Here is a 14,851-nt window from a genome sequence, read left to right as displayed (position 1 = left end):
TAAAAAATGATAATATTAACAATTAAATTTCACTTAAAAAACTAGTAATTATTCTATGTTTAAGTCTTCAAATTAAGAGAAAAAATCTATTTTTGTTGAAAACATAAATCAGAATGCTAAACGCTGGAGTATTGGGTGCTGGACACCTTGGAAAAATTCATTTAAGACTTCTTAATCAATCTGAAAAATATAACCTTATCGGGTTTTACGATGCAGATGAAGCCAATGCCAAAAAAGTTGAAACTGAGTTTGGTTATAAATATTTCAATACCATCGATGCCTTAATAGAAGCCGTAGATGTTGTAGATATTGTAACTCCTACGCTTTCCCACTATGACTGTGCCAAACAAGCCATAGCCAAAGGAAAACATGTTTTTATTGAAAAGCCTATTACAAATACTGTCGAGGAAGCAGAAACCTTACGTGCTCTGGTAGCAGAGCATAATGTAAAAGGACAAGTGGGACATGTAGAGCGTTTTAATCCCGCTTTTATGGCTGTAAAAGAACAATTAGACAAACCGATGTTTATTGAATCGCATCGTTTAGCCGAGTTTAATCCTCGTGGTACAGATGTGCCTGTTGTATTAGATTTAATGATACATGATATTGATGTTATTCTTAGTGTAGTAAAATCTAAAGTAAAGCATGTCTCGGCAAGTGGTGTTTCTGTTATTAGTGATACACCAGATATTGCAAATGCTAGAATAGAATTTGTTAATGGTTGTGTTGCCAATTTAACAGCTAGCCGCATTTCATTAAAAAACATGAGAAAAACACGTTTTTTTCAACGTGATGCTTACATTTCTGTAGATTTCTTAGAAAAAAAATGTGAAGTAGTAAAAATGAAAGATGCACCAACGAATCCTGGTGATTTTGATATGATCTTACAAAATGCTGAGGGCATTAAAAAGCAAATTTATTTTGACAACCCCGAAATCTCTACAAATAATGCTATTATGGATGAATTAGAGACCTTTGCAACAGCTATTACTAATAATACAACACCTATAGTGACGCTACATGATGGTACAGAAGCTTTGCGTGTAGCGACAATGATTATAAATCAATTTTAAAACAACTTATTTAGAGACTGTCCCTATTTTTTATACAGTCCATAATTCTATACTATAATTAACACGATTCTCATTGTTGTGAGAATAAAAATAAATTTTTGAATGAAAAATATAGCAGTAATTGGAGCAGGTACTATGGGAAATGGTATTGCGCATACTTTTGCACAATCTGGGTTTAAAGTTCAACTTATAGACATTAGTGAAGACTCTTTAAAAAAGGGTTTGGCAACCATTACCAAAAACTTGGACAGAATGGTTGCAAAGGACAAGATTTCTGAAGCCGATAAAACACAAACATTAGCAAACATTACAACTTATACGAATGTAGCTAGTGGCGTAGAGCAGGCGAATTTAGTTGTTGAAGCTGCTACTGAAAACTTAGATTTAAAACTAAAAATATTTAAACAATTAGATGAAGTTTGTGCTAAAGATACAATCCTAGCAACCAATACATCATCCATATCTATAACTCAGATTGCAGCAATAACAACGCGGCCAGAAAAAGTTATCGGAATGCATTTTATGAATCCAGTACCTATTATGAAACTGGTTGAAATTATTCGTGGTTATAATACAAGTGATGCGGTAACTCAAACAATAATGGAATTGAGTAAAACACTAGGCAAAATTCCTACAGAAGTAAATGATTACCCTGGATTTGTTGCCAATAGAATTTTAATGCCTATGCTTAATGAATCTATTGAAACCTTATACAATGGTGTTGCTGGAGTTCAAGAAATTGATACCGTAATGAAATTAGGAATGGCTCACCCAATGGGGCCGCTACAATTAGCAGATTTTATTGGATTAGATGTTTGTTTATCTATTTTAAATGTAATGTACGACGGATTTAAAAACCCTAAATACGCCCCTTGCCCATTATTAGTTAATATGGTTAACGCAGGGAAACTAGGAGTTAAATCTGGTGAAGGTTTTTACGATTATAGTAATAGTAGAAAAGCAGAACACGTTGCAAAGCAATTTTCATAATAGTTATTTCCTATTAAGTAAAGTTTTATACTAAAAAACCAACAACATAAAGTCATAGAAACCTTAGACGACTTAATTATTGAAGACGCTATGTAAACGATGAATAAGTGCTTATTAATAAGGTATTAGAATAACTAAGCGCTTGTATTTTTTTAATAAAATAAGAAAAGAGTTCTTATCTTTAGAACATACAAGCGCTTCTGCTTCCTACGATTATTTCAACGCGCCTCTTTAACATAAAAAAAGTAACGAAAATAAAGATCGATTATGGCAAAAATACGTCCTTTCAAAGCAGTAAGGCCTACACGAGATAAAGTTAGTCTGGTGGCTTCTCGTTCCTATCAAAGTTATACCCAATCTGAACGTGAAGCGCGATTAGATCACAATCCATTTTCATTTTTGCATATTGTTAATCCAGGTTATAAATACGATAAGGAAATTTCAGGAAAAGAACGGTATCAACTAGTAAAGAATAGGTACTCAGAATTCAAAGAAGACGGCGTTTTTATTCAAGATAAAAAAGCCTCTTTTTATATTTACAAAATTGTAAATAGAGAGCAACAAATATTTAATGGTATTGTCTCGGCTGCAAGTGTTGAAGATTATGAAAAAGATATCATAAAAAAACATGAAGACACCATAACCAGTAAAGAGTCTGTTTTTAAAGATTATTTAAAAACAGTGGGATTCAATGCCGAACCGGTACTACTCACCTATCCAGATAATACTGCTATTGCTAATATTTTAAAAACAATACAATTACAACGTGCCGAATTTGAATTTACAACAACCTATAGAGATACACATTATCTATGGCAAATAGAAGACGAAGAACATATAAACAGTATCGTTAAGGCTTTTGAAGAAATGGAGACCTTATACATTGCCGATGGACACCACAGGTCGTCTTCATCTCAATTATTATGTGAGGATTTAAAATCGCTAAATAAAAACCATACCGGAACAGAAAACTATAACTACTTTATGAGTTATCTTATTCCTGAATCTGAATTGCAAATTCATGAATTCAATCGTTTGGTTAAAGATTTAAACGGATTAACAAAAGAAGAGTTTCTTATTCAATTAGATACCATTTACCGTATTGAAAATAGGGGTTTAATACCATATAAACCTTCAAAAAAACATCATTTTAGCATGTATCTAGATGGGGAATTTTATTCTCTATATTTACGTAAAACCAATTATAAATTTGAAACATCTCTAGACGAACTCGATGCACAGTTACTTTACAAAACGATATTAAATCCCATTTTAGGGATTTCCGATTTACGTAATGACACTCGCATTGATTACCAAAGTGGAAAAAAAGATATTATAAATCTAAAAAGCAAAATAGATGATGGAGAATTTAAAGTTGGTTTCGGTATGATTCCTGCAACCATTAATGTGTTAAAAAAGATTGCAGACGATGGCTTAAAAATGCCTCCTAAAAGCACTTATATTGAACCTAAATTAAGAAGTGGAGTTACTATTTATGAATTTTAAATTATAAACATTACCGTTTGTTTTAAATATATATAATAATTAAAATCATTATCGCAGACCACATTATGAGTATCGCAGAAAACCTTGAAAAAATACAATCTACAGTTCCTGAACATGTAACATTAGTCGCTGTATCCAAAACAAAACCAGTAGAAATCCTTATGGATGCTTATAATGCTGGGCAACGTATTTTTGGAGAGAATAAAATTCAAGAAATGGCAGCTAAATATGAAGTAATGCCCAAAGATATTGAATGGCATATGATTGGACATGTACAACGTAATAAAGTGAAGTATATGGCCGCTTTTGTAAATTTGATTCATAGTGTAGAAAGCTTAAAGCTGTTAGAAGAAATAAATAAACAAGCAAAAAAACACAATAGAGTAATTGATTGCTTGTTACAAATAAAAATTGCCTCAGAAGACTCTAAATTTGGAATGTCTCCAGAAGAAGCAACTACTATTTTACAGTCCAAAGCCTATGCCGAGTGTCATCATACAAACATTGTAGGAATTATGGGAATGACTACTTTTACAGACGACCAAACTCAAGTACAAAGTGAATTTAATACCCTTAAAGCGACTTTCGAGCATTTAAAACCTTTAGCCCCTAATTATAGTCCATTACGAGTCATTTCTATGGGAATGAGTAACGATTACAAATTAGCAATTACATCAGGAAGTACAATGATTAGAGTAGGAAGTAGTATATTTGGCTTGAGAAACTACATAAATTAGTGTTTCGTTTCACTAAAGCATATCAAATTGCTCCATAATCTTATAAATAGAATAGCGTATTTACACGATAGTAGACATAGAAACCACTGGAGGGAAATTTAATGAAGAAGGAATAACTGAAATTGCCATATACAAATATGATGGTCATGAAGTTGTCGATCAGTTTATAAGCTTGATAAATCCTGAACGAGAGATACAGCCTTTTGTTGTTAATTTAACAGGAATCAATAGTAATATGCTTCGTAATGCGCCTAAATTTTATGAGGTAGCAAAACGTATTGTAGAAATTACAAAAGATAGCATACTCGTTGCGCATAATGCCAACTTTGACTACAGAATTTTACGTACAGAGTTTAATCGTTTAGGGTTTACTTTTGAACGCGAAACACTTTGTACAGTAGAACTATCTAAGAGTTTAATTCCCGATCAACCGTCTTACAGTCTAGGGAAATTGGTGCGTTCATTAGGCATTCCTGTAACAGATAGGCATCGTGCTTCTGGAGATGCATTGGCTACGGTAAAGTTATTTAAACTCTTAATGGCCAAAGATGTAGAAAAAACGATTATTCAAAATTCTATTCGTAAATCGCCAAAGTTACGAATAACACCTAGACTTATCAATATTGTTAACGACCTCCCTTCAGCTACGGGTGTTTATTATATACACAATGCTAACGGAAAAATCATCTATATAGGAAAGAGCAAAAACATAAAAAAAAGGGTCAATCAGCATTTTACTGGTACAAATTCAAAAGCAAAAAAAATACAATTGCAAGTTGCCACTGTTACTTATGAAACGACTGGAAGTGAATTAGTAGCGCTTTTAAAAGAAAGTGAAGAAATAAAATTAAATAGACCACTTCATAATCGTGCTATGAGGCGACGGTTATTTAACTATGCACTTTATAGCTTTGTAGATGACAATGGTTATATTAATTTAAAAATTGATAAAGCTGATGGCAGGAAAAAATCTATCACAACTTTTAGTAACAAACAAAGCGCAAAAACATTCTTATTCAATGCCGTTGAAAAATTTCAACTTTGTCAAAAACTAGTCGGTTTATATAAGACCGAAAATCAATGTTTTAAATATGAAATAAAAGAATGTGAAGGTGCTTGCCTTTTGGAAGAACCTGCTGAGACTTACAATATAAAGGTACAAAAGCTAATCGCTAAAAACAGTTATGAGAATCAAAATATGGTCATTATAGATCGGGGGAGAGAGCTTGACGAACGTAGTGCTATATTAATAGAAAATGGCATCTTTAAAGGCCTAGGCTTCTATAATTTAAATTATCAAATAAACAATATTGAAGTATTAGAATCCATTATAACACCAATGGAAAACAACAAAGATAATCAACATATCATACAACATTATTTAAGACAAAATAAACGCTTAAAAATTTTAACCTTTTAATGAAATCCCTATTTATTCCCTTTTTTATTCTTTTTACAATTTATAATAGTTTCTCACAAACAAGCTTTAGTTCGGAAAGCTATGACGTTTCAAAAAACGATCTTGAGATCAAAACTTTTAAAAAAGACTCAACGGCTAATGCGCTTGTAATATATGAATCTGGAAATTCTTATATTGATCAAAGCTCATTTAAATTAAAAACAGAAGTTAAACGAAAGATAAAAATATTAGATAAAAATGGTTTTGATCAAGCAAATATTACCGTAGACCTTTACAATAATGATAATCGCAGTTTAAAAGAAAAAATTTCTAAAATTACAGGTACAACAACTAATATAATAAATGGTGTTGTAGAAAAAAGTCCCCTTGTAAAGAAACAAATATTCACAGAAAAATATAATAAGAACCATACGTTTATAAAATTCACACTTCCAAATATAAAAGAAGGTGCAGTGATTACATATAGTTATACTATAGAATCGCCTTTTATGTTTAAATACAAAGGATGGGAATTCCAAAGTGAGATCCCCAAGTTACACAGCGAATATAGTGCTAGTATTCCTGGAAATTATGAATATAATATTAAGCTAATAGGAGGAAAAAAATTATATAAAAATGAATCCAAACTAAAGAAAAATTGTTTGATTGTTGGCAATGGTAATAATGCAGATTGCTTTAATTCTATTTATATAATGAAGGATATTCCTGCATTTGTTGATGAAGAGTTTATGACAACCCGAAACAATTATCTTGCAAGAATAGATTATGAATTAAAAATTCATAGAGGCTTTGATGGCTACACTAAAGATTATACAAAAACATGGGAAACCGTAGACAAAGATTTAAAAGCAGAACAGTCCATTGGTAAACAATTAAACAAGGAACATCTGGTTAAAGCGCTTTTAAATCCTTCAATAACCAATGAGACAGATCCTTTAATAAAAGCTAAAGCTATTTTAAAATATGTTCAAGAAACCTACACTTGGAATAAAGAATACAACATCTTTAAAGACGTCTCTTTAAAAAAATTAATAAAAACAAAATCTGGAAGGGCATCTGAAATAAACCTACTCCTTTTTAACCTTCTTAAGCAAAATAACATCCCTGTGAAACCTGTTTTGGTTTCTACTAGGTCAAATGGTTTGGCCACCAAAGTTTACCCTGTTATTACCGATTTTAATTATGTATTAGTTCAAGCAAGTATTGGAAATAAAACTTATCTATTAGATGCTGTAGATGATTACTTAACTTTTGGACAAATCCCTTTTAAATGTCTTAATCAATACGGGCGCCTTTTAGACTTTAAAGAAGGGAGCTCTTGGCTTCCCATTAATTCCAAGCTGTCGAAGCAATTTTTGAAAGTTAAATTAAGTTTAGAAAACGACACTTTAACAGGTAACATAAAATCTACAAAAACAGGATATCCTGCCTTATCTTCAAGAAAATCTTATTATACTAATAGTGAAGAATATCTTAAAAATTTTCAAGATAAATACTCCAATCTAAGCATTACGTCTCATGATATTACTACAGATAAAAACATTAATAAGTTTCAAGAAACATTAGATTTTACTCTAGAAACAGAAACTATAGGAGATAAAATATACCTTAACCCCTTTATAATAAAGCAATTTACTAAAAATCCGCTTAAACTTCAAGAAAGAACTTATCCCATAGATTTTGGATACAAAAGGACTTATCTTTATTCCGTGAGCTTGGATTTAAAAGACCAGTATGATGTGGAGGAACTCCCTGAAAGTTTCTCTCAAAAATTGCCGGACAATTCTGGAATCTTAGTCTTTAATTCTAAACAAGATAATGGTATTATTACTATTTTATTCAAATTTAGCATCTATGAAGCTATATACCCCGCTATTTATTATGACTATCTAAAATCTTTTTTTGCTTCAATTGTAAATACCCAAAAAAACACATTAATTGTACTTAACAAAAAATAAGCTATCTTTAATATATGAATGAACAAATATCTAGCAAGAACTGGAAAGACAAGCTTTATGAGATCATTTATGAGGCAGATACCCCTGCAGGAAAGTTATTTGATGTCATTTTACTATACTTCATTTTAGCTAGTATTGCATTGGTTATGCTAGAAAGTGTTAATAGTATAAATATTAAATACAACACCCTGTTGGATATTGGAGAATGGGTGGTTACTATATTATTTACCATAGAATACATTGCCCGTATAATTTCAATAAGAAAGCCGTTAAAGTATATTACCAGTTTTTATGGGATTATTGACTTATTATCGACCATTCCTAAATATTTATCTTTAATATTTGTTGGTGCACATGCATTAGTTGCTTTAAGAGCTCTTCGTTTGCTACGGATCTTTAGAGTACTAAAGTTAGTACGTTATTTAGGCGCCTCAAATAAATTAATTGTAGCATTAAAGGCTAGTCGTGTTAAAATCTCTGTTTTCCTATTTGCTGTTATTATTATTTCTATTATTCTAGGAACTATCATGTATTTGGTTGAAGGTCAAGAAAACGGTTTTACAAACATTCCCAAAAGTGTGTATTGGTGCATAGTAACCTTAACAACTGTGGGTTACGGAGACATCGCACCACAAACGCCTATTGGGCAGTTTATAGCCTCTTTAGTAATGATTTTAGGATATGGTATTATCGCGGTTCCTACGGGTATTGTCTCTTCTGAAATAGCAAAAACTTCAGAAATAGCAACACCTAGTAATACCCGATCTTGCCCAAGTTGTTCTGTTGAGGGGCACAAAGACTCGTCTAAATTTTGCTATAAATGTGGAGATCCACTATGGAAATAAATCCTTATCATAATATATAATAAAACACGACACAATCAATCAGTCTCATCCACATAAAACATTAATTTCTATTGTTGGTCCTACAGCGATAGGAAAAACAAGTTTAAGTATAAAATTAGCACAGCATTTCAAAACCGAAATTATTTCAGCTGACTCTCGCCAATTTTTCAAAGAAATGCAAATTGGTACTGCAGCACCTACTGCCTACGAATTGTCACAAGCTAAACATCATTTTATCCATCACAAATCTATAGAGGATAGTATTTATAATGTTGGTGCTTTTGAAAAAGATGCCATACTATGCTTAGAGGCTCTTTTTAAAACAAAAGATGTTGTCATTATGGTTGGAGGCTCTGGTTTATATGTAGATGCGGTTATAAAAGGTTTAGATTATTTTCCTGAAGTCGACAAAACGATTAGAACTCAATTAAATGAGCAGTTAAAATCGAGTGGTTTAAAGCCCCTTCAAGATCAGTTAAAAACTTTGGATATCATAGCTTACAACACTATAGCCATAGACAACCCTCAACGTGTAATTCGTGCATTAGAAGTTTGTATTGGTTCAGGGCAGCCTTATTCCTCATTTTTAAATAAAGAAAAAGGACAAAGACCTTTTAAAACGATCACTATAGGACTTACTGCCGATAGAGCTATTATTTACGAGCGTATAAATAAACGGGTAGATCTTATGATGGCAGATGGGCAACTCGAAGAAGTAAACACATTACGTTCTAAACAACATTTAAACGCCTTAAATACGGTAGGTTACAAAGAATTATTTCATTACCTTAATGGAGATTGGACTTTAGATTTCGCTATTTCAGAAATAAAGAAAAACTCTAGACGTTTTGCTAAACGACAACTTACCTGGTTTAAACGAAATAAAAACACGTACTGGTTTGATTATAACTATACTATTGCCAATTTAATTGATACTATAAAAAAAGAACTGTAATATAATGGTCAACAAAAGAAAATTATAGCCCTCTCTAAGACTTCAATGTACCTATTACTTTTCTGAATGCTTAATGTATTTTTCTACTACTACAGCCGTAATAATCACAATATAAAATTGCCCTAACAATCCTGTTAAAATCGCTGCTTTTTGAGCAATTGGAGTTATTGGATATATCTCCCCATAGCCAATAGTCATAAGCGTAACATAACTATAATATAATAATGAATCTATTTTTGAATTTAGTGGCATCCCGAATATTAATCCTCCAAAGGCTCCTTCAGAATGTAACTCAATGGCTATAAAAAGAAAAAATGTTATTAAACCTAGCGAAATATAGCCACTCATTAAACCAATAATGACATTTCTAGTTACTTTTTTTGCTCTCCAGACTTGTTTTATTATCGACAATGTTACAACAATATAAAACAAAAAGTATAGTCCAAATAAAAAGTACAAATAATCATTATTAAGATTATTTTGCATTGCATTAAGCCCAAAAAGAATAAGAAAGACTATAAATAAAGTAATAAAAAACCACAATAGTTTCTTCCGTTTTAATAGTAATACAACACCTGCTATAATATTAACAAGAAATAAAACATGAAATAATTTTTCCTGAAAAAATTGCATTGGAAAAAGTAACGATCCAAATAGAATGAGTAATAGGCTAACGAAATAAAATTCAAATCGATAATTATATAATTTCTTTATCATTCTTGAGAGTGTAAAATAAACGCTGCCTGTTAAAAAAGACTGAGTAGCGCTATCACAAATCATTTCGTTTATATATGAATTTCAAGCTGAATCTACCTGTCAAATTTAATGTAAAATTCTTAAATCTTCAAACTTCTACTATATAACACCGTTTCACTTTTGAGTATGATTTACTAATAGCGATTTCTCTTTTCAGTAATACCATAGTTTCCCTTCATATTTAGCTTTAGAAACTAAAGTCTTAGATATGATACATTTTAAGGTCTCAGTTAGATAAACAAAATGTATTTTACGACTAAGACTTTCATTATAAGCCATTGAATACACATGCCATTTATACTCCTCCTTAAGATTTTATATTATCATAAGTAATTAAAGAGAAGTATATTATCTAATATATATTTTAATTACAAGTTATGACTCGTCCATTAACTTTTCATCAAACACATAGCCTTTATAGTTTATTTTAAATAATAAACTAAACAACACTGGTATAAAAATTAAAGTAATAACAGTCCCAAATAATAACCCTAACATAATACTTATGGCCATACCTTCCCACATTTCTCCGCCACTCAAATATAATGGTATTAACCCCATAACAGTGGTTAAAGTTGCTAATAAAATAGGCCTAAAACGTTGTATACAAGCAGTAATTACTGCATCTTGGTCTTTACGTCCCATTTTTTGTTCTATTTCCATTCTATCTATAAGTACAATAGCATTATTTATTATAATTCCAGCTAAAGATATGACTCCTAAAAAAGGCATAAAGCCAAAAGCTTCTCTAAAAAGTAACAACCCAATTACAACTCCAATTATGGCTAAAGGAATTGTAGATATAACCATACACATTTTTCTAAAGGAATTAAATTGTATAATTAAAAGCATAACAATAATAAAACCTGAAAAAGGTAAATAGGAGACTACAGAGCCTATACTTTCTGCTGAGCTTTCGGCATCTCCTCCAAATTCATAAACATATTTATGAGGCCAATTTTTAGCTTGTTCTTCTAACCAAGGTGTGATTTCTTTTGTAATAACAGAGGCATTCCCACTGGGCTGTAATTCACTAGAGATATTAATAGTTCTATCTAAATCTAATCGCTTAATTTTGGAATATTGCCATTGTGGAATAATAGTAGCCACCTGTAATAAAGGGACACTCTTACCTGATCCTTGAGCATATATGTTTAAAGCTTCTAATGATTCTAATGATTGTTGTTTATTAGCTTCACTACGCATAACGATTGGAATAGATTTATCGTCTTCCCGATATTCTCCAGTTTTTACACCATCTATTGCTGTTTCTAATGACGTTGCAATATCTTGACTACTCACCCCAGCTGTTTGTGCTCTGTTTTGATCTATTTCGATTAAAAACTTTTTACTTTTTGCCCCCCAGTCATCTTTTATATTTTTAGTACCTTGAATTTCTGATAATTTTAATTTAACCGTTTCTGCTATTTTTGCTAATTCGTCTGGATCGTCTCCAGAGATTTTAATTTCTATAGGCGTACCACTTCCTCCTGCTCCTAATGCCCCTACTTTAATATCTGCATTTGGAAAACTATTAAAGGCATAGTTATTTACTCTCGTTATGACTGCTTTATTTTCTAAAAAAGAAGAGGTATTTACTAATATATGAGCATAGCTAGAATTAGTTTCATCCTGCGAATACCCTAAATCATAAGATTCAGGTCCCTGCCCGATATAAGCAGACCAATCAACTATACCATGGATTCTTGTTTCATTTGTTTTTAATGAATCTAGCATATATTGCTCTAACTCACGAACAACTTCTTCTGTACGTTCAATTTTTGTACCTGAAGGTAAATTGATATCAATAGTAATCATATTACGATCACTATCGGGAAAGAATACAAATGCAACCTTAGTAAAACCGTATATAGAAACCACAAAAGCAACTGCTGTACTAATAATCACGATCCACCTATAACATAGAACCTTTAAAATAAGAACCTTATACCCTTCCTTTAATTTATTAATCGTTTTATCTATTAAACTTTGTTTCTTTTTTCCTTTAGGCTCCATTTTTAAAAACAAAAAACAAAATAAAGGCACCATTGTTAATGAAATTAACCAAGAAGCAGCTAGGGCAATGGTAATTACAACAAAAATTGGCCCTACGATATCTCCCATTGATGTTGGCGACATATAGAATGCTAAGAATGCTGCAGATGTTGTTAACGTTGATATTAATAAGGGCATCCACAACTCAGAAAAAGCTTCAACCGCTGCTGTTTTTTTATCAATACCTTGTTCCATTTTTACCATAATGGTTTCCGCTACCACAATTGCATTATCAACTAACATTCCTAAAGCCATTATTAAGGCTGCTAATGTTACCTGATTCAAGCCCATTTTTATAACCCCCATAATCATCAAGGTCATGATCGTTACTACAGGAATTAAACTCGCAATCACCATTCCCGTTCTAAACCCTAAGAAAATAAGCATTATAGCCAAAACAATCCCGATAGACTGCATCAAATTACTAACAAAATTATTGACCTTATTTTCAATGTAAGTATCTAATGATGATACTCTAACTATTTCTAATCCGACTGGCAATATCTTTTCCCATTCAAGCACCACTTGATCAACTTCATCTCCCAATTGAATAACATTGGCGTTATCTTTAAGGTTTACGTGAATAGATAAGGCCTCTTGTCCATTCATAAATACTTTTTGAGTTGGAGGGAAAATATATCCTTTTTCTATGCTTGTGGTAATGTCTCCAAGTTTTACCAATTGTGATCCATCGTCTCCAACCGAAATTAACATTTCCCTGATATCATCGACTGAATTAAAATTACCTGTAGGCTCTAAAATAATACTTTCATTTCCTACATTAACCTCGCCTCCTGAGCTTAAAATATTAGTAGAGGAAATCATTTGCTGCAATTTTTCAGATGATAATCCATATTCCTTCAAACGGGTGTTATCAAATTCCACAAACACACGTTCTTCTTGTACGCCTCCTAAAACAACTTTAGCCGCAGAAGGTAATTTTATTAAATCATCTTTAATATCGTCTGCATAATCCTTCATTTTTGCATAACTGTACCCGTCTGAGGTTAGTCCTACTACAATTCCGTAAACATCACCTGTGCCATCATCTTGTAAATCTGGTTCTACGGTATTAGGCAACCCTTTTAGCGCCTCTAATTTTCGCCGCAAACGGTCCCAAACAGATTGTATTTTCTCTTCTGGAATTTCATCTATTAAAGTTACAACAACTACCGATAATCCGGAACGTGAGGTACTAGTTACCTCTTTTAGTTCAGGGAGCTCTTGTGCTACTTTTTCAATTTTGTCTGTTACCAATTGTTCTACCCGTTCGGGGCCTGCACCAGGAAAAGAAGAAACTATAGATGCTGTTCGAACAACATATGGAGGCATACTATCTCTTGACAAGTCAGAAAACATATATAGCCCCATAATCATTATGGTTGATAATATGGTTATGGTTATTCTATCTTTATCTATGGAAAATTTTGCTAAATTCATATGGTTAGTATCTATTTAAACTTATTGTAATTTAACTTCTTGCCCATCTAGCAAAGTTTGTAACCCTGCCGTAGCTATTTTTTGCCCTACAAACAATCCGGATTTCACTTCAAAACCATCTGTTGTTAATTTTCCTATAACGACTTTTTGTTTTTCTACTTTAATCGACGTATTATCTTCATCTATTAAAAAGACAAAATTACCTTTGCCATCTTCTCCTACCGAATTTGTTGGAACGACAAGCGTTTTATTATCTGCTTTTTGTTCTCCAAGATCAAAAGAAACATTTGCTGCCATACCACTTTTTATAATATCACTAGGGTTTATTACTGTAACCCTCACAGGATATGTAGCCGTATTATTATCTACCGCAGGAGCGACTTCGGTAACCTTTGCTTTAAATTTCTCTTCGCCTAGTGATGAAAAATCGACATCTACAATCATTCCTTCCTTTATTGCATTAATAATACTTTCGGGGATCCCAAATGTAATTTCCATAGCTGTACCAGCATTTAAGGTGGCTACTGTTTGACCTGGACTTACATTTTCATCCATTTCTGCTGTTACTTCAGAAATCACACCATTTTCTGGAGCGTACAAATAGCCATAGCGTATTTGTTCTTGCTGAATAGAGACGCCTCTTTTTGCCGACTCATGACTTTCTTGAGCTGTTTTATAGGCATTTTTAGCGGCTTCAAAATCACTTAATGATGAACTCCCCTTCTCATACAGCGCACGTACTCTGTTTAAGCTCAATTTTGTGGTATTCATTTGTGAGGCAGCACTATTTAATTGTGTAATGGCTTGTTCATAAGCCAATCGAGCTTGCACATTATCCAATTTCCCTATTAATTGTCCTTCTTTAACCTTTTGCCCCAATTTAATATCGAATTCGGTAATAATTCCTGTACTACGAAAACTTAAATTGATTACTTTTTCCGTTCTTGCTGTCCCACTAAAAGTTCTAATTTTATTTCCTCCTAAATAGCCTACTTCATAGTATTCTATAGTTCTAACCAATTTCACTTCTTCTTTTTCCTCTTTAGCACAGGAAAATAAAACCATTATTATAAATGTGAGTGTTACTATTTTTTTTATGGATTTCATAGTGTACAT

The 14,851-nt window shown here is 32.1% G+C and carries 11 protein-coding genes; 8 read left to right on the top strand and 3 right to left on the bottom strand.

Annotated elements, in window-relative coordinates; all coding sequences use genetic code 11:
- Window positions 1-113: 113 nt before the first annotated feature.
- From AC2D8I_RS09030 to miaA, 8 genes are all read left to right on the top strand, one after another.
- Entirely contained in the window at window positions 114-1,073 is a 960-nt protein-coding gene (locus AC2D8I_RS09030) for a Gfo/Idh/MocA family protein (protein ID WP_484705674.1), read from the top strand.
- 102 nt (window positions 1,074-1,175) lie between these two features.
- On the top strand, window positions 1,176-2,063 hold the full coding sequence (locus tag AC2D8I_RS09025; RefSeq protein WP_484705673.1) for a 3-hydroxyacyl-CoA dehydrogenase family protein: 888 nt from the start codon (window positions 1,176-1,178) through the stop codon (window positions 2,061-2,063).
- 267 nt (window positions 2,064-2,330) lie between these two features.
- Window positions 2,331-3,569 (top strand): DUF1015 domain-containing protein, encoded by a 1,239-nt coding sequence (locus AC2D8I_RS09020; protein WP_484705672.1) that lies wholly within the window; start codon window positions 2,331-2,333, stop codon window positions 3,567-3,569.
- A gap of 65 nt (window positions 3,570-3,634) precedes the next feature.
- On the top strand, window positions 3,635-4,306 hold the full coding sequence (locus tag AC2D8I_RS09015; protein WP_484705671.1) for a YggS family pyridoxal phosphate-dependent enzyme: 672 nt from the start codon (window positions 3,635-3,637) through the stop codon (window positions 4,304-4,306).
- Between the two features lie 58 nt (window positions 4,307-4,364).
- Complete coding sequence (locus AC2D8I_RS09010) at window positions 4,365-5,726, top strand: exonuclease domain-containing protein (RefSeq protein ID WP_484705740.1); 1,362 nt, start codon at window positions 4,365-4,367, stop codon at window positions 5,724-5,726.
- Window positions 5,726-7,684 carry a transglutaminase domain-containing protein gene (locus tag AC2D8I_RS09005; RefSeq protein ID WP_484705670.1) on the top strand — a complete coding sequence of 653 codons (1,959 nt, stop codon included), beginning with the start codon at window positions 5,726-5,728 and terminating at the stop codon, window positions 7,682-7,684. The genes AC2D8I_RS09010 and AC2D8I_RS09005 overlap by 1 nt, the downstream gene beginning before the upstream one ends.
- Before the next feature lie 14 nt (window positions 7,685-7,698).
- Window positions 7,699-8,529 (top strand): ion transporter, encoded by an 831-nt coding sequence (locus tag AC2D8I_RS09000; protein ID WP_484705669.1) that lies wholly within the window; start codon window positions 7,699-7,701, stop codon window positions 8,527-8,529.
- Window positions 8,530-8,563: 34 nt separating this feature from the next.
- A complete protein-coding gene (miaA, locus tag AC2D8I_RS08995) occupies window positions 8,564-9,484 on the top strand; it encodes a tRNA (adenosine(37)-N6)-dimethylallyltransferase MiaA (protein ID WP_484705739.1) in 921 nt (306 codons plus the stop codon).
- A 54-nt stretch (window positions 9,485-9,538) separates the two neighbouring features.
- On the opposite strand, the gene AC2D8I_RS08990 is transcribed toward miaA, so the two are convergent.
- From AC2D8I_RS08990 to AC2D8I_RS08980, 3 genes are all read right to left on the bottom strand, one after another.
- The gene (locus AC2D8I_RS08990) at window positions 9,539-10,201 is read right to left on the bottom strand and encodes an ion channel (RefSeq protein ID WP_484705668.1); all 663 of its coding nucleotides are present in this window, start codon (window positions 10,199-10,201) and stop codon (window positions 9,539-9,541) included.
- 414 nt (window positions 10,202-10,615) lie between these two features.
- On the bottom strand, window positions 10,616-13,735 hold the full coding sequence (locus AC2D8I_RS08985) for an efflux RND transporter permease subunit (RefSeq protein WP_484705667.1): 3,120 nt from the start codon (window positions 13,733-13,735) through the stop codon (window positions 10,616-10,618).
- 21 nt (window positions 13,736-13,756) lie between these two features.
- A complete protein-coding gene (locus AC2D8I_RS08980) occupies window positions 13,757-14,842 on the bottom strand; it encodes an efflux RND transporter periplasmic adaptor subunit (RefSeq protein ID WP_484705666.1) in 1,086 nt (361 codons plus the stop codon).
- Window positions 14,843-14,851: the final 9 nt, after the last annotated feature.

The organism is Lacinutrix sp. YIN62 (assembly GCF_057219185.1).
This window is presented reverse-complemented; position numbering and strand designations above follow the sequence as displayed.